16 protein-coding genes and 2 pseudogenes are annotated in these 15,539 nt (G+C 65.3%); 4 read left to right on the top strand and 14 right to left on the bottom strand.

Going from position 1 to position 15,539, the window contains the following annotated elements:
- Nucleotides 1-66: 66 nt before the first annotated feature.
- Together WBF82_RS04020 and WBF82_RS04025 are read left to right on the top strand one after the other, a co-directional pair.
- Nucleotides 67-516: a helix-turn-helix transcriptional regulator gene (locus WBF82_RS04020; RefSeq protein WP_424381823.1), complete on the top strand. Its 450-nt coding sequence runs from the start codon at nucleotides 67-69 to the stop codon at nucleotides 514-516.
- 5 nt (nucleotides 517-521) lie between these two features.
- Entirely contained in the window at nucleotides 522-932 is a 411-nt protein-coding gene (locus WBF82_RS04025; RefSeq protein WP_424381809.1) for a VOC family protein, read from the top strand.
- Between the two features lie 6 nt (nucleotides 933-938).
- Here the strand turns inward: WBF82_RS04025 and WBF82_RS04030 are convergent, their stop codons facing one another.
- A complete protein-coding gene (locus tag WBF82_RS04030; protein ID WP_424381810.1) occupies nucleotides 939-1,958 on the bottom strand; it encodes an NADP-dependent oxidoreductase in 1,020 nt (339 codons plus the stop codon).
- Nucleotides 1,959-2,022: 64 nt separating this feature from the next.
- Here WBF82_RS04030 and WBF82_RS04035 point away from each other — a divergent pair, with 64 nt between their 5' ends.
- The gene (locus WBF82_RS04035; RefSeq protein WP_424381811.1) at nucleotides 2,023-2,706 is read left to right on the top strand and encodes a DUF3060 domain-containing protein; all 684 of its coding nucleotides are present in this window, start codon (nucleotides 2,023-2,025) and stop codon (nucleotides 2,704-2,706) included.
- 4 nt (nucleotides 2,707-2,710) lie between these two features.
- Here WBF82_RS04035 and WBF82_RS04040 read toward each other — a convergent pair whose 3' ends face one another.
- From WBF82_RS04040 to WBF82_RS04070, 7 genes are read right to left on the bottom strand one after another with little or no spacing between them, the layout of a single operon-like run.
- Nucleotides 2,711-3,493, bottom strand: a complete 783-nt coding sequence (locus WBF82_RS04040) for a sulfite exporter TauE/SafE family protein (protein ID WP_424381812.1) — start codon at nucleotides 3,491-3,493, stop codon at nucleotides 2,711-2,713.
- Nucleotides 3,494-3,529: 36 nt separating this feature from the next.
- Nucleotides 3,530-4,930 carry a ribosome biogenesis GTPase Der gene (gene der / locus WBF82_RS04045; RefSeq protein WP_424381813.1) on the bottom strand — a complete coding sequence of 467 codons (1,401 nt, stop codon included), beginning with the start codon at nucleotides 4,928-4,930 and terminating at the stop codon, nucleotides 3,530-3,532.
- Complete coding sequence (gene cmk, locus WBF82_RS04050; protein WP_424381824.1) at nucleotides 4,927-5,613, bottom strand: (d)CMP kinase; 687 nt, start codon at nucleotides 5,611-5,613, stop codon at nucleotides 4,927-4,929. Before cmk ends, der begins: the two co-directional genes overlap by 4 nt.
- Nucleotides 5,607-6,359, bottom strand: a complete 753-nt coding sequence (locus tag WBF82_RS04055; RefSeq protein WP_424381814.1) for a pseudouridine synthase — start codon at nucleotides 6,357-6,359, stop codon at nucleotides 5,607-5,609. Before WBF82_RS04055 ends, cmk begins: the two co-directional genes overlap by 7 nt.
- Nucleotides 6,359-7,126: an SMC-Scp complex subunit ScpB gene (gene scpB / locus WBF82_RS04060; protein ID WP_424381815.1), complete on the bottom strand. Its 768-nt coding sequence runs from the start codon at nucleotides 7,124-7,126 to the stop codon at nucleotides 6,359-6,361. The genes WBF82_RS04055 and scpB overlap by 1 nt, the downstream gene beginning before the upstream one ends.
- The gene (locus WBF82_RS04065; protein WP_424381816.1) at nucleotides 7,123-7,968 is read right to left on the bottom strand and encodes a segregation/condensation protein A; all 846 of its coding nucleotides are present in this window, start codon (nucleotides 7,966-7,968) and stop codon (nucleotides 7,123-7,125) included. The genes scpB and WBF82_RS04065 overlap by 4 nt, the downstream gene beginning before the upstream one ends.
- Nucleotides 7,965-8,828 (bottom strand): ParA family protein, encoded by an 864-nt coding sequence (locus tag WBF82_RS04070; RefSeq protein WP_424381817.1) that lies wholly within the window; start codon nucleotides 8,826-8,828, stop codon nucleotides 7,965-7,967. Before WBF82_RS04070 ends, WBF82_RS04065 begins: the two co-directional genes overlap by 4 nt.
- Nucleotides 8,829-8,984: 156 nt before the next feature.
- Here WBF82_RS04070 and WBF82_RS04075 point away from each other — a divergent pair.
- Nucleotides 8,985-9,278, top strand: a pseudogene (locus tag WBF82_RS04075) (O-methyltransferase); the annotation flags it as partial.
- A gap of 17 nt (nucleotides 9,279-9,295) precedes the next feature.
- Here the strand turns inward: WBF82_RS04075 and xerD are convergent.
- The 6 genes and pseudogenes from xerD to WBF82_RS04105 all read right to left on the bottom strand — a co-directional run.
- Nucleotides 9,296-10,243 carry a site-specific tyrosine recombinase XerD gene (gene xerD, locus WBF82_RS04080; RefSeq protein WP_424381818.1) on the bottom strand — a complete coding sequence of 316 codons (948 nt, stop codon included), beginning with the start codon at nucleotides 10,241-10,243 and terminating at the stop codon, nucleotides 9,296-9,298.
- The gene (locus WBF82_RS04085) at nucleotides 10,240-10,863 is read right to left on the bottom strand and encodes an NUDIX domain-containing protein (RefSeq protein ID WP_424381819.1); all 624 of its coding nucleotides are present in this window, start codon (nucleotides 10,861-10,863) and stop codon (nucleotides 10,240-10,242) included. Before WBF82_RS04085 ends, xerD begins: the two co-directional genes overlap by 4 nt.
- Nucleotides 10,856-12,613 carry a CTP synthase gene (locus WBF82_RS04090; protein WP_424381820.1) on the bottom strand — a complete coding sequence of 586 codons (1,758 nt, stop codon included), beginning with the start codon at nucleotides 12,611-12,613 and terminating at the stop codon, nucleotides 10,856-10,858. The genes WBF82_RS04085 and WBF82_RS04090 overlap by 8 nt, the downstream gene beginning before the upstream one ends.
- Before the next feature lie 213 nt (nucleotides 12,614-12,826).
- Nucleotides 12,827-13,765 (bottom strand): copper transporter, encoded by a 939-nt coding sequence (locus WBF82_RS04095; protein ID WP_424381821.1) that lies wholly within the window; start codon nucleotides 13,763-13,765, stop codon nucleotides 12,827-12,829.
- 13 nt (nucleotides 13,766-13,778) lie between these two features.
- The gene (gene steA, locus WBF82_RS04100) at nucleotides 13,779-14,975 is read right to left on the bottom strand and encodes a putative cytokinetic ring protein SteA (protein WP_424381822.1); all 1,197 of its coding nucleotides are present in this window, start codon (nucleotides 14,973-14,975) and stop codon (nucleotides 13,779-13,781) included.
- 103 nt (nucleotides 14,976-15,078) lie between these two features.
- Nucleotides 15,079-15,539: pseudogene (locus tag WBF82_RS04105) on the bottom strand (DNA repair protein RecN); the annotation flags it as partial.

Here is a 15,539-nt window from a genome sequence, read left to right on the forward strand (position 1 = left end):
GGTGGAAAGCCTACAGCAGACGGCGAAGCTCGCCCCAACCAAACGCGCCATGGCACCATCGCGCAGGTGGGACCCAGACGTGGCGACGAGCAACACCTGCGCGACCTCGCCCGGTTGCGCCGCGTCCGCGACCGGATCGACCGCGAGTATGCGCTGCCGCTGAACGTCGAGGCGCTGGCCCGCGACGCGAACATGTCGGCCGGCCACCTCAGCCGCCAATTCAAGATCGCCTACGGCGAATCGCCGTACTCCTACCTGATGACCCGACGCATCGAGCGCGCGATGGCACTGCTGCGGCGCGGTGACATGAGCGTCACCGAGGTGTGCATCGCAGTCGGCTGCTCGTCGCTGGGGACCTTCAGCACCCGCTTCGCCCAGCTGGTAGGGGTATCGCCCAGCAAATATCGGGACCAGACGGCCGGCGTCAAGGCAGGGCTGCCGTCGTGCATGGAGAAGCAAGTCACCAGACCGGTCAGGAATCGAGAAGCGCCCGCCGCCACGCTGCACCTAGCGTGATCGTCATGGACATCACCATTCACTCAAGCATGCTCCCCCACGACGACCCCGAAGCTTCGCTGGCGTTTTATCGCGACACCCTGGGTTTCGAGGTCCGCCTCGATGTCGGTAAGGGCAAGATGCGGTGGATCACGGTCGGTCCGCCGAATCAGCCTGGCACATCAATCGTTTTGAGTCCGCCGACGGCAAACCCCGGCATTACCGACGACGAACGCCGCACCATCGCCGAGATGATGGCCAAGGGCACCTACGCGATGATCGTGCTGGCCACCAAGGACCTCGACGGCACCTTCGAACGGCTGCAGGCCACCGATGCCGACATCGTCCAAGAGCCGACCGAGCAGCCCTACGGAGTTCGCGACTGCGCCGTCCGTGATCCAGCGGGCACCATGATCCGCATCCAAGAACTGTCCTGAGCCGCGTCAGGCCGTCGTGGGCTCGCTCAACTTGACCAGCATTTTGCCGATGTTGGCTCCGGTGAACAGCCCGTTGAGAGCATCGACGCACGACTCGATGCCCTCAAAGATGGTCTGGCGGGCCTTGATTCGGCCCTCGTGCTCCCACTGGCGAAGCGAAGCGAAGGCCTCGTCAAAGCGACCCCACTGATCGAGCGCGTTGAATCCTTGCATGGTCGCGGTTTTGGACAGCAGGTTCACGTAATTGGCCGGGCCAGGATGCTCGCCGGTCAGGTAGCTGGAGATGACGCCGCAGAGCACGACGCGTGCGTTGGTCGCCAGCCGGCCCAGCACCGCGTCGAGGATCGGTCCGCCGACGTTGTCGAAATAGACGTTGACCCGTTTAGGACAGTGCTCTTTGAGCGCCGCTTCCAAATCGTCGTTCTTGTAGTCGATGCAGGCGTCGAACCCGAAGTCCTCGACCACTGCTCGGCACTTCTCCGGCCCGCCCGCGATCCCCACCACCCGGGCTCCGGCGATCTTGGCGATCTGCCCGGCCACCGACCCCGTGGCGCCCGCCGCAGCCGAAACCACCACGGTGTCTCCGGCCTGCGGCCGACCGACGTCGGTCATCCCGATATAGGCCGTCGCGCCGGTCGGCCCGTACACCGACATGATCGCCAGCTGATCGCTCTCCCCGGGAATGGGCGTGCTGAACACGTCGTCGCGGACAATCACGTACTCCTGAAAGCCGGTCAAGGTGGTGATGACGTCGCCGACGGCGTAAGCATCACAACGCGACGACACGACCTCGCCGATCCCCGCCGCCCGGATCACCTCGCCCACTTGCACCGGCGGCAGGTACCCCGGTTGATCGTTGAGCCAGGTCCGGACCGCGGCGTCGAGGCCCACATATGTGGTGCGCACCAGCGCCTCTCCCTCGGCCGGCTCGGGTGCCGGCGCGGTGACCAACTCCGTGTCGCCGGACTGCACTAGGCCGACAGGGCGGCGACGCAACACGATCTGGCGGTTGTTCAACTCAGGCACGATGCAAAAACTACCGAATGCGATTGAGCTATTCGTCCCGATCTTGTTATGGGACCATCTCTTGATGGAATCCGAGGATGACCCGGAAACCCGAATTCGGGAGCTCGAACGGCCATTGGCCGACACGGCGCGTGCGTCCGAAGCCGGCGCCAATCCGCCACCGGGGAAATGGGCCGCCCCGCCCGGTCCCGCTTATCCACCGCCGCCGCCGAGTTTCGGCAGCCCGTCCCCCTGGACATCGCCGCGGCCCACCTCGCGTTACCGGATATGGTGGATCTTGGCCGCTTTCTTCATCATTGGGACAATTGCGGTCCCGCTCGGGCTTGCGGTTTTCGGCATCCACCGAGCGACGCACGGTGGGTTCACCACTCTGCTGCCCAACCCGACCGTCTCCTCGAATAGTGCGGCCCCCTCCGCCAGCGCGGCGCAAACCCCCGCCCCTGGATCGTCGGCATCGCCCAGCTCAGCGCCCACAGCGCCGGCCGGTGCCACCCTGACCATCTCCGGGATCAAGGAGAACCGGACGATCGCCTGCAACAACAGCGCTGTCACCGTCAGCGGCATTTCCAACAAGGTTGTGATCACCGGCCACTGCGCAAGCCTGAATGTGTCCGGCGTCCAGAACTCGATCACTGTGGACGCCGTCGACTCCATCGACGCCTCCGGCTTCAACAACCAGATCACCTACCACACCGGCTCGCCGGCCATCGAGAATTTCGGCGGACAGAACGTCGTGCAACAGGGCTGACCCGCTAGACGGTCACTAACCGGTAGACACCGATGAGGCCAACCACAACCATCGCAGCGCGCAGCGCGGTTGGGGACAGTCGACGACCGTAATGCGCGCCTATCCATCCGCCGACCAGTGAGCCAACCGCGATAAGGGCCGCCACCGTCCAGCTGATCCGCTCGAACGCCACTGATGTATAAGCCAGCGCCGCAACAACATTCACGACAAGCGCTAGCAGGTTCTTCGCAGCGTTCATCCGCTGCACCGATTCTGGCAACAGCGCACCCATCGCGCCGACCAGCAGGATGCCTTGCGCCGCAGTGAAATAGCCGCCGTAAACGCCGATCGCGAAAGTGCTTGCGACCAATGCTGTCATGCGGCGAGGCGATACGTCCTCGGTGGAGCGGCCTGCTCTGTCGGCGCGGTCGCGCGCCCATGCTTGGATCCGCGGCCCCGCGACCACCAGGAGAAGCGCGATGACCAGCAGCACCGGAACCACTTCGATGAACACCTTCTCCGGCAGGTGCAGCAGCAGCCACGCGCCCAGGATGCCGCCAACCACCGAGGCTGGCAGCTGCCACCGCAGCCGATTCCACTGACCATTCAGCTCGCGCCGGTAACCCCAGGTACCCGAGACGCTGCCCGCAACCAGCCCGACCGCATTGGACATCGTCGATGTCACCGGCGGAAAACCCAGCGCGACGAGCGTCGGAAAGGTGATCAGCGTGCCCGACCCCACCACCGCGTTGATCGCGCCCGCGGCCAAGCCGGCTAAGGCAACCAAGATCGCATGTGAAAGCGGCACCGAAAGACCCTATCGGGCGTCATTTCGGCGCTGCGTTCAGCGCTTGGCTTTCCGCTTCTCGCGCATCCGCACGTTGATCCGGATCGGGCTTCCCTCGAAGCCGAAGGTCTCCCGCAGCCGTCGCTCCAAAAACCGCCGGTACCCCGCCTCCAAAAATCCGCTGGTGAAAAGCACGAACGTCGGTGGACGGGCGGTGGCCTGGGTAGCGAACAGGATCCGCGGCTGTTTGCCGCCGCGCACCGGCGGAGGTGTCGCCGCCACCACTTCCTTGATCCAAGTGTTCAGCCGGCCGGTGCCGATCCGGGCGTCCCACGACTCCAGGGCACTTTCCAAGGCCGGCACCAGCTTCTGGACGGCCCGACCGGTTTTCGCGGAAATGTTGACCCGCTGCGCCCAGCGCACCTGTACCAGTTCCCGGTCGATCTCGTTGTCCAGCTGGTAGCGCCGCTCATCGTCGACCAAGTCCCACTTGTTGAACGCCAACACGAGTGCTCGTCCGGCCTCGATCACCATCGACAGCACCCGCTGATCCTGCTCGGTCAGCGGCACCGATCCGTCGATCAGCACGATGACCACTTCGGCGGCATCGATAGCGCCGTGGGTGCGCACCGAGGCATAGAACTCGTGCCCGCTGGCCTGCCCGACCTTGCGGCGCAGCCCCGCGGTGTCGACGAAACGCCAGACCTTGCCTTCCATTTCGATCAGCGAGTCCACGGGATCGACTGTGGTTCCCGCGACTTCATGGACCACCGAGCGCTGATCGCCGGCCAGCCGGTTGAGCAGTGAGCTCTTTCCGACGTTCGGCTTGCCGACCAGCGCGACCCGCCGCGGACCGCCCTCGGTGGACGCCGCCTCGGCCACCTCCGGCAGCGCGCCGACCACCGCGTCGAGCAGATCGCCCACCCCGCGACCGTGCATCGCGCTGATCGGATATGGCTCACCGAGTCCCAACGACCACAGCGCAGCGGCATCGGATTCGTTTCTATCGCTGTCAACCTTGTTGACGGCCAGAAACACTGGCTTGCCTGAGCGACGCAGGATACGCGCGGCAGCCTCGTCACCGGCGGTCGCCCCGACCGCCGCGTCGACCACCAGGATCACCGCATCGGCGGTGCGCATCGCCACCGCCGCCTGCTCGGCGACCAGCTGCTGCAGACCCTTGGCGTCGGGTTCCCATCCCCCGGTGTCCTGTACGACGAACCGGCGTCCGGTCCACAGGGCGTCGTAAGACACCCGGTCGCGGGTCACACCGGGCACATCCTGCACCACCGCCTCGCGCCGGCCAAGGATCCGGTTGACCAGCGTCGACTTGCCGACATTCGGCCGGCCCACCACCGCGACTACCGGCGGTGGTCCCGCGGCCTCACCCTCGAAATCTTCGGCGAATTCAACTGATTCCCAGTCGCTTTCATCGACCCAGGTACCGTCGTGGCTCATCTGACCGCCTCGCTTCGCTGTTGCACCAGCTGCAGCAGGTGAGCGATCACCTCGGATTCGGTCATCGCGCTGGTGTCAACGACCACCGCATCCGCGGCGGTCCGCAGCGGCGACACCGTTCGTGTCGAATCCATGTGATCGCGGCGGCGCACATCTGCCAACACACCTTCGTAGTCGTCGGGCAGGCCGGCGGCGACATTTTGATCGTTGCGTCGCCGCGCCCTGGTCTCAGCCGACGCGGTCAGGAAAATCTTGACGTCAGCGTCGGGCAGCACCACGGTGCCGATATCGCGGCCTTCGACCACGACGCTGCCCGGGCCCTCGGCCAGCCTGCGCTGCATTTCGACAAGCCGGGCACGGACGACGGGAACTGACGACACCGCTGACACAGCCTGGGTGACCCCGTCGCCGCGGATCTCCGTTGAGACATCCTCTCCGTCAAGGTAATTGCTATCTTCACCGGGATCGAAGCCCACCGATAACTTGACGGTGGCCGCAGCTGCCCCGACAGCCGCCTGATCGGCCGGGTCTATTCCCGCGCGCAGCACCGCCAGCGTGACGATGCGGTACATGGCACCGGTGTCCAGATAGCGGGCCTGCAGAGCCTGCGCCAATCCCCTTGATACCGACGACTTTCCGGTCCCGGCGGGGCCGTCGACGGCGACGATGACACCGCTCACAATCTGACCGCTTTATATAGGTCGCCGATCTCATTGCGGCGCAATGGACGGATGCTGCCCGGACGCTGCTCCCCCAGTGACACCGTGCCGATGTCGGTCCGGACCAACGCCTGCACCGGAAACCCGGCGGCCTTGAACAGCCGGCGCACAATGCGCTTGCGTCCCTCGTGCAGAGTGACGCGGACCATTGTCTTGCCGGGGATGGCGTCTACTACGGCGAAGTCGTCGACCATCGCGGGTCCGTCGTCCAATTCGATTCCGGCGCGCAGCTTTTTTCCGAGCCCGCGCGGTACCGACCCGCCGACGGTTGCCACATACGTCTTGGGCACTTCGTAGGAGGGATGCATGAGGCGATGCGCAAGCTCGCCGTCGTTGGTCAACAGGATCAGCCCCTCGGTGTCGGCGTCCAGGCGTCCGACGTGAAAGAGCTTCTGGTTTCCGCGAACCCGATGCTCAACCAGGTCGCCGATGCAGGGGCGCCCGCGATCGTCCGACATCGTCGAATGCATACCGCGGGGTTTGTTCAACGCCAGATACACCAGCGAGTCGTCCAGGATCACCCGCGCCCCGTCGACGCGGATCACCGACACGTCCGGGTCGACCCGGGTGCCCAGCTCGGTCACCAGCTCCCCGTCGACCTCGACCCGGCCGTCGATGATCATCTTCTCGGCCAGCCGTCGGGACGCAATTCCGGCCTGCGACAAGACCTTCTGCAGGCGGACGCCACGCGGCTCGCCGGTCTCTGCCATTATTCCTGGTCCACGTCGAACGATATCGGCTGATCGGCAGACGCCGGGCCGCCGGAAAGCTTGACGAAACGTGGCTCGGCATCCAGGGATTCGCTCAGGTCGTCGATCATGTCGACATCGGGAAGCAGCGGCGCGATGTCAGGAAGGTCGGTCAGCGACGACAATCCGAGCCGTTCCAAGAACAGCTCGGTGGTGGCGAACGTCACCGCGCCGGTGTCGGGGTCGGTACCTGCTTCGGTGATCAGCCCACGCGCGAGCAGCGTGCGCATGACCGCATCAACGTTGACGCCGCGGACCGCGCTCACCCGCGCTCGGGTCACCGGCTGGCGGTAGGCCACCACCGCCAACGTCTCCAACGCCGCTCGGGTGAGCTTCGAGCGCGACCCGTCCAGCAGCAGCCGCTCGACGTACGGCGCGAACCGCGCGCGTGTGTACATCCGCCATCCGCCGCCGGCCTCCCGCAGGTCGATGCCGCTGTCGCGTTCGGTCAGCGCATCGGCCATCATCCGCAGTTTGGCGGCGACCCGATACGCCGGCTGCTCGGTGGCCGCGGCCAGCGCCTCGACCGTCACCGGGGTGTCGACAACCAGCAGAAGCGCCTCGAGCACCGCGCCCAGCTCGTCGTCGTCGAGCTCGGGCGCTGTCGCGACGTCGAATAAGCGCCGCTCCTCCTCATCGCTCCGCTCTGCATCGTCGCCGGCGCGGATGCCCAAGTCCGGTTCGGGGGCGTCGTCGCCGAAGTCCGGTTCGGGCAGCTCGTCGGTCATGAGTATTGGTCTCGCAGTTCTTGAGCTTCGAGCGACTCGGCTCTGAGCAAGGCTTCGCTGGTCGGCCGTTCTCCGGTCCACGAAACCTGGAGCACACCAAGCGCTTCTGACTGGTCGAATGCTACCGCCCGCGACCGATACAGTTCGAGCAGCGCCAGGAAGCGGCCGACGATCTCAATCGGCACCCGGCAGTCGGCGACCAACTCCGAGAACGACGCCCATTGCCCCGCCCCGCGCTTTTCCAGGAGCGACAGCAGCTGTTCGGCTTGTTCAGGCACCGACACCATCAGCTCGTGCAAGTGTTCGGTGGCCACCGTCGGCACCGGCCGCGGTGTGAATGCGATCGCGGCAATCTGGGCGAACCGCTCAGCGTCGACGCCCAGCATCACCTCGGGCAGCAGGTCGGAGTAGCGGTCTTCTAGCGACACCGCGCGCGGATAGCTGCGCAGCGCGGCGGCCTCCAGCTCGGCGAACATCTGCGCGACGTGCTTGAACGCCCGGTATTGCAGCAGCCGCGCGAACAGCAGGTCGCGCACCTCCAGCAGCGCCAAGTCCTCCTCGTCGGCGACCTGCCCGGACGGCAGCAGCCGGGCCGCCTTGAGATCGAGCAGCGTCGCGGCGATGACCAGAAACGCGGTGGTCTCCTCGAGCTCTAGCGCAGCACCGATCGCGCGCGTGTAGGCGATGAACTCGTCGGTGACCTGATGCAACGCCACTTCCGTGACGTCGAGCCTGTGGGCGAAAATCAGCTGCAACAGCAGGTCGAACGGTCCCTCGAAATTGGTCAGCCTGACCTGGAAGCCGTTCTGGGGGGACGCCTCGCAGCTTGCTCCGTTGGTCACGCGCCGAACCGGTCGATCACCTCGCGAGCCAACGCGCGGTAGGCGGCCGCGCCGCCTGACCTCGGTGCCCACGTGGTGATCGGTTCACCGGCGACGCTGGTCTCCGGGAATCGGACAGTGCGGGTGATGACCGTGTCGAACACCATGTCGCCGAAGCGTTCCAGGACGCGGGCCATCACTTCGCGGGAGTTCACGGTGCGCGGGTCGTAGCGGGTGATCAAGATGCCGCTGATCTCCAGCTTCGGGTTGAGCCGGTCGCGCACCTTTTCAACCGTGTCGGTGAGCAGCGCCAGGCCCCGCAGCGAGAAATACTCACACTCGGTCGGGATGATGACCCCATCGGAGCCGGCCAGACCGTTGACGGTGAGCAGACCCAGCGACGGCTGGCAGTCGATGAGCACATAGTCGTAGCGGTCCAATACCGGATGTAAGGCACGGGCCAGGGTCTGCTCCCGGCCGACCTCGTTGACCAGCTGGATTTCGGCGGCCGACAGGTCGATATTGCTGGGCACCAGGTCCATATGCTTGACGCGGGTGTTCATCAGCACGTCGTCGATCGACACCCGCGGCTCAATAAGCAGATTGTGGATGGTGTGCTCGAGCTCGTAGTGCGGCACACCGAGGCCAGCGGACAGCGCTCCCTGCGGATCCAGGTCGACCAGCAGCACGCGACGGCCGTATTCGGCGAGTGCGGCGCCCAGATTGATCGTCGACGTGGTCTTGCCGACGCCGCCTTTCTGATTGCACATCGCAACGACCTTGGCCGGGCCGTGCGCCGTGCGCGGCCTGGGTTCGGGGATTGCCCGTGGTGGACGTCCGGTCAAGCCGACTCCGGTGCCGCTGGCGGCGTCGTCAGTCACGAGCGCCGCGGCTGCGCGCGCACCGACCCGGTGTGCGCGGCGTCAAGGAAATGGCGGACATCGCAGGAGAGTCTAACGGGTATACGCGCCCGCGCCGGGAGACCCGCAAACAATGTAACCAGCCAATTTGCGAGGCGCCCCACTATGGTGGCGGCCATGAGTCTGAAGCAGCGCATTCCGTTCTTGCGATGGTCGGTATGGCGGATGGCGACCGGGGCCCGCAACATCACTACGACGGGCCAGATCGGTGATGGGCGGGAAGCAGCCGCAGTCGAATACGTGCTCAATCACGCTCGCGCGGGCGACATCGACGATGTCCTGGCAACCATTGACCGGTTCGCCTACGAGAAGTCGATGCTGATCAACGTCGGCGACGAGAAAGGCGCACTGCTCGACGCCGCGGTCCGGCGCGCCGACCCGAAACTGGCTCTGGAGCTCGATCTGGTGCTGGAATCGGAGTATCTGGGCTAACGCGCCCGCGGATGGGCTTCGGCCCACACTTCACGCAGCGCGTGCACGCTGACCATCGTGTAGATCTGCGTGGTGGTCACCGAGGCGTGGCCCAGCAGCTCCTGGACGACACGGACGTCAGCACCGCCGTCGAGCAGGTGGGTGGCAAACGAATGTCGCAGCGTATGCGGGGACACCCCCGCGGTGATCCCAGCCCGCTCGGCCGCATCCTGGAGGACTTGCCACGCGCTTTGCCGCGACAACCGGCCACCGCGTGCATTGAGGAAGATGGCCACCGTGCCGCGTCCTCGGCGCGCCAACTCGGGACGCCCGCGCACCATATAGGCGTCGAGTGCTTGCACCGCAGGCCGCCCGATCGGGACCAACCGTTGCTTGCCGCCCTTGCCTCGCAACAGCACCGAGCGGGCATGCGTGTCAACGTCGTCGACGTCGAGCCCGACCGCTTCCGAAATTCGGGCGCCGGTGGAATAGAGCAGTTCGAGCAGCGCCCGGTTGCGTAACGTCAACGGGCCATCGGACGGGCTGTCGCCGCCGGCGCCGGCCAGCAGCGCGAGGACCTGGTCGAGGCTCAGGCTTTTCGGTAGTCGCCGTCCCGGTGTGGGTGGCTTGACAGCCTGCGCCACATCGAATTCGGCCAGACCTTCGGCCGCGGCGAACCGGTGCAGTCCGCGCACCGCGATCAGCGTCCGTGCCGCCGAGACCGCCGATAGCGGCACGACGCCGGAATCCGGATCACCGCGCCGCAGTGCCACCAGGAATTCGCTGACGTCGTCCTCGCAGACCTTGGCCAGGTCGTCGATGTCCCGCAGTGTGAGGTGCTCGAAGTAGCGGCGCAGGTCGCGGCGATAGGAACTCAAGGTATTGGCCGCCACGCCTCGTTCGATCGTCAGATGATCGAGGTAGCCCTGTAGCTGGGTCTCCAACGGCGCCGCCAGTGTCGTCATGTGTTGGCCTGTCGGGCCGCGAACGCCGTCGACTTGTCCACCCACGGCGCGTCCACCGGCCGCGGTTGCGCGACGCCTTCCCTGACTGCGTTTGCGGCTAAAATCCCAGCTACTGCAATGGAATTGACAACCTCACCGCTGAACACCAGGCGCACCGCCTCAGCCATGGGGTACCACTGCAAGGTCATGTCGGCTTCTTCGTCATGCGCTTCTGGCCGGTCTACCTGCGTCAAACCCGTTGCCAGATAAACCCGCACCGATTCGTCGCTGAAACCGGGTGTGGAGTCCAGATCGACCAACACCTGCCAGGTGTCCGCCTGCAAGCCGGCCTCCTCGCGCAGCTCCCGGGCAGCGGTCAGATGCGGGGCTTCGTCGTTGACGTCGAGCAGTCCGGCGGGCAACTCCCATAGCCGTCGACCGAACGGATGACGATATTGGTAGACCATCGGGATGCGACCATCGTCGTCGATCGCGACGACACCCACCGCGCCGAAATGCTCCACGACCTCGCGCGTGACGAGCTTTCCGCCGGGCATCCGCACTTGGTCCTTGCGCAGCGCGAAAATCTTTCCGGTATGCAAGGTTTCGGACGACGTCGTCTCGAAGGTGTGCTCAGCCACGGGCAACAGGTTCGGGCTCGGACAGCGACTGGTCTACCCCGTCATGTTGCTCACTGCCGTTGGACGGCTGCTCGGGGATCTCCACAGGAAGACGCTCTTCTGCCTTGTAGTCGATGGCCGCCCCGACGAAGCCGACGAACAACGGGTGCGGACGAGTCGGCCGACTCTTCAACTCGGGATGGGCCTGGGTACCGACGACGAACGGATGCATCTCTGGCGGATATTCCACGAACTCCACCAGGTGACCGTCGGGAGACGTCCCGGAAAACCGCAGCCCGCTTTCGGCGATCTGATCCCGGTATGCGTTGTTGACCTCGTAGCGATGGCGATGCCGCTCCGACACCTGCGTTGCCTGATACGCCTGGGCCACAACGGAACCCGCCTCGAGCACCGCGGGATAGGATCCCAGCCGCATCGTGCCGCCCAAATCGGCCTCGCCGGCGACGATGTTTTGCTGATCGGCCATCGTTGAGATCACCGGGTCTGGTGTCGCCGGATCGAACTCCGCCGAATTGGCCTGTGTCAGGCCGACGGAACGAGCCGCCTCGATCACGATGCACTGCAAGCCCAGACACAGCCCCAACACCGGCAGACCCCTGGACCGTGCGTATCTAATAGCGCCGATCTTGCCCTCGATGCCGCGGATGCCGAACCCGCCGGGAATCAGCACGCCGTGGACATCGTCGAGCAACGCAGCGGCACCGCTTGTCGATTCGCAGTCGTCGGAACCGACCCAGCGGATTTCGACCTTTGCCTTGTGTTTGAATCCGGCCGCGCGCAGCGCCTCGACGACCGACAGATAAGCATCCGACAAGTCGACATACTTGCCGACCAATGCGATTCGGACCGTTTCTTGTGGATCGTGCACCCGGCGCAGCAAGTCATCCCACTCGGTCCAGTCGACGTCGCGGAACGGCAAGTTGAGCCGGCGCACCACATAGGCGTCGAGCTCCTCGCGATGCAGCACCTTCGGGATGTCATATATCGACGGCGCGTCAGGGGTGGAGATGACGCCGTCGATGTCGACGTCACACATCAGCGCGATCTTGTTCTTCAGAGGCTCGGGAACATCCCGGTCGCAACGCAGGATCAGCGCATCCGGGGTGATACCGATGCTGCGCAGCGCCGCCACCGAGTGCTGCGTCGGTTTGGTTTTCAATTCGCCCGACGGCGCCAGATACGGGATAAGCGACACGTGCAGGAAGAAGACGTTCTCCCGGCCGAGATCATGACGAACTTGCCGGGCCGCCTCGAGAAAGGGCTGCGACTCGATATCGCCTACCGTGCCGCCGATTTCGGTGATGACGACATCCGGGCGGTTCCCGTCGGCGTCCGGCTTGGCCATCGCCAGGATGCGGCTCTTGATCTCGTCGGTGATATGTGGGATCACCTGGACCGTGTCACCCAGATACTCGCCGCGGCGTTCCTTGGCGATTACTGTCGAATACACCTGTCCGGTGGTGACATTCGCCGAACCGGAAAGGTCGCGGTCAAGGAAGCGCTCGTAGTGGCCGACATCCAGGTCGGTCTCGGCGCCGTCCTCGGTGACGAACACCTCGCCGTGCTGAAACGGGTTCATGGTGCCGGGATCGACGTTGAGGTAGGGGTCGAGCTTCTGCATCGTCACCTGCAGCCCGCGCGCGGTCAGCAGCTGCCCCAGGCTACTGGCGGTCAGTCCCTTGCCCAGAGACGAAGCCACGCCACCGCTGACGAAGAGATGCTTAGTGGCGGTCTGCGGATGCTTGCGCAATGTAGCGACCTCCGTGAATACCGCGCAGGGCTGGGGCCTGCCGACCCACGGAAATCCACCCTAACATCAGCGTCGCCGCCTCGTCGCTGACACGCCCGGAGGACGGGCTAGTACGGCTTCAACGGATGGCGAGTGTGGGATTGAAGCACGCATTTCGGCGTGAACCGTGACGCAAGCCCACATTCGGCAGGGTCCTGCGTCGGCGTCCGGCTACTAGCTGGTTGTGAGGTCGGTGGCGCCGCGGCCTGTGCCGTACTGACCGGTGTGGCCACCGTTGACCAGGTCGGCCACCCCCAGCACCGTGGTGATCCGCCCGGACTCGGCGTTCACGTCGTCGACGGTGCTGATCGCCGACGTCACCGCGGCATCGGCACGGGCCACCGCGACGGCCGCCGTTCCGCCCGATGAGCCGTCGCGTCCAGCCAGCAGCACACCAGAGCCGTGCGGCGCGAGCGCAGCGCCGAACCTGGCCACACTGACACCCTGATTTCCGGCGTCGTCGCCGAGGCCACCGCCGGTGATGATCGCCGCGGCGTTCGCCGCGCCGATGTGCTGGTTCCCGTAGCCGATAAAGCCGGTATCACGCAGCGCCGCCAGCACGGTATCGCGCTGCCCGTCGTCGACGGTCGGGACGGCCGGGTCGCGGTTGATCAGCAGCGCGATACCCAGCAGGTCGCCGGCCTGCGAGCCCTGGTCGACGAGTTTGGTGCTCAGCTGGGCGCCGGCGGGCAGGATCGATGAGTTGACGACGGATCGCAGTTTCTCCGCCGAGTTGGCGTCGACGAACTCCTGCGTCAATGACACCGTGCCGGTCACCGCGCCGCCGGCTTGCCCGATGATCCTCGACACCGCATCGACATCGTCATTGTTCGCGTCGGGCGCGCGAAAAATCACCACCGACTTGCCATTCAACGCGTCATGCACCATCCGGCCTGCCATCTGGGTATCGAAAGCATCTGCAGCGCTGATCTTTTCGTTCAACGCCTTCTTCTGGTCGTTGAGCGTGTTGATCTGGCCGTGCAGATTCTTGGATTCGTCACGCAATCCAGACACCCACGTGTTCGACAAGAAACCCGAGCCCAGCACGACACCGACCGCCAGGGCAAGGAATACGGCGGCCAATGAAATTGCGTGCTGGCGTAGCGATATCACGTCTTCACCTGTCCTAGTGGACCCAGTGCTGCACCCAGAGATAGAAATGGTTCCAGTAGTTGGCGGCCCAGTGCAGCACGAGGCCGTCGGTGCGCGACACCCACAGCGCAACGATGACCGTGATCAGCATCGTCATAATCAACAATGCGATCGCACCGGCGGAAATTCGATTGTGGTACAAGGTCGCAACCGCCTTGGCATCCACCACCTTCTCCCCCACCCGCAGCCGGGTGAGGAAGGTCGACGGGTTGCTCTGCTGACGCGACCGGTCGAAGAAGGTCTCGATGTTGGCGCTGTGTCCGGCAGTTACCAGCAAAGCCGCGCCGTGGTGGTCGGCCAGCAGCAGCGCCAGATCGGTGGGCGAACCCGCCGCGGGGAACGTCATCGCGCCGACACCCAGATCCTGGATGCGCTCCAGCCCCGGTGCATGACCGTCAGCGTCGGCGGGCAAGACCACCTGAGCGCCGCACTTGAGCACTTCGGTGCTCAGCTCGTTGGGATCTCCGACGATGAGCTGCGGGCGATATCCCGCCTTGCGCAGCACTTCGGCGCCAGTGCCCACTCCGATCAGAACAGGTTGGTACTCCTTGATGAACGGTTTGAGCCGCTTGAGGTCGTCGGCGGCGTGATCCTCGTCGGCGACCACCACGACATGACGGCGACGGAGGTCGACGTCGACGTCGGGTATGCCGATCCCGTCGATCAACAGCGGGCTTTCGCTACGGATGAACTCGATTGTGTTGCCCGCGAACGCCTCCAGGTGGGCCACCAATCCGGTCTTGGCCTCTTGCATCAGTTCGGCGATTTCCTGGTCGCTGCGCTCGGTGCCTCGGACCAAGCGGCGGTCGCCGGAGTACACCCCTCCGTTGAACAATCGGACCTTGGCGCCGTCCTTGATCTTCTTGAAGACCTCAGGCCCCGTCTCGTCGATCAGGGTAACGCCGTTGGCCACCAGCACTTCCGGACCCAGGTTGGGATACCGCCCCGACACCGAAGGGGATGCGTTGACCACGGCGGCGATCTCGGCGTCGACCAGCGCATCGGCGGTGATCCGATCCAGGTCGAGCACATCGAGGACCACGATGTCGCCGGGGCAAACCCGACGCAGCAGTCGGTCGATGTCGCGGTCGACCCGGGCCGTGCCGACGACACCCGGCCGCTGGCCGCCAGAACGAGACAGGAGCGCTGTCATCCTCGTGGTCACACTCATGGAGGCGATTCTGTCGGTGAAGGTAAGCCCGACCGGGGAGGCGCGCCGTAACAACAGCCTCAGAAGTTATATCTTGTCACACCTGTCACACAATTGATTGCCGTTACGAGGTCGCAATCCGATCACAGTCTGCGGCCTCGAGCAGCTCCCGCGCATGGGCGCGCGCCGTATCAGACTCACCGAGCCCGGCCAGCATCCTGGCCAACTCGACAACCCGGTCGTCGCCGTCGAGCCGCCGCACTCCGCTGGCGCCGTTCTTTCCCGTGTTGTCAACCATGAGGTGGACATCGGCGTAGGCCGCGACCTGTGGCAGATGTGTGACAACGATGACTTGACGGTTGCGCGCCAACCGCGCCAGGCGCCGCCCGATCTGCACGGCCGCCCGGCCGCCCACGCCGGCATCGACCTCGTCGAACACCATCGTGGTGCCCGCCATCGACGCGGCCAGCACCACTTCCAGGGCCAGCATCACCCGCGACAGCTCGCCGCCGGACGCGCTTTTCGACAGTGGCAGCACCGTGGTGTCGCGATGCGCAGTGAAGCCGAACTCGACCTGGTCGACAC

The organism is Mycobacterium sp., assembly GCF_049673265.1.
Taxonomy (GTDB): Bacteria; Actinomycetota; Actinomycetes; order Mycobacteriales; family Mycobacteriaceae; genus Mycobacterium.

What these genes read in the sequence shown, in the direction of transcription:
- xerD (WP_424381818.1), bottom strand. Translation starts at nt 10,243, where the DNA reads ATGACGACACTGGCGGCGCCGTTGGAGACCCAGCTACAGGGCTACCTC.
- WBF82_RS04055 (WP_424381814.1), bottom strand. Translation starts at nt 6,359, where the DNA reads ATGGCAGAGACCGGCGAGCCGCGTGGCGTCCGCCTGCAGAAGGTCTTG.
- der (WP_424381813.1), bottom strand. Translation starts at nt 4,930, where the DNA reads ATGAGCCACGACGGTACCTGGGTCGATGAAAGCGACTGGGAATCAGTT.
- steA (WP_424381822.1), bottom strand. Translation starts at nt 14,975, where the DNA reads ATGAGTGTGACCACGAGGATGACAGCGCTCCTGTCTCGTTCTGGCGGC.
- scpB (WP_424381815.1), bottom strand. Translation starts at nt 7,126, where the DNA reads ATGACCGACGAGCTGCCCGAACCGGACTTCGGCGACGACGCCCCCGAA.
- WBF82_RS04035 (WP_424381811.1), top strand. Translation starts at nt 2,023, where the DNA reads ATGGAATCCGAGGATGACCCGGAAACCCGAATTCGGGAGCTCGAACGG.
- WBF82_RS04025 (WP_424381809.1), top strand. Translation starts at nt 522, where the DNA reads ATGGACATCACCATTCACTCAAGCATGCTCCCCCACGACGACCCCGAA.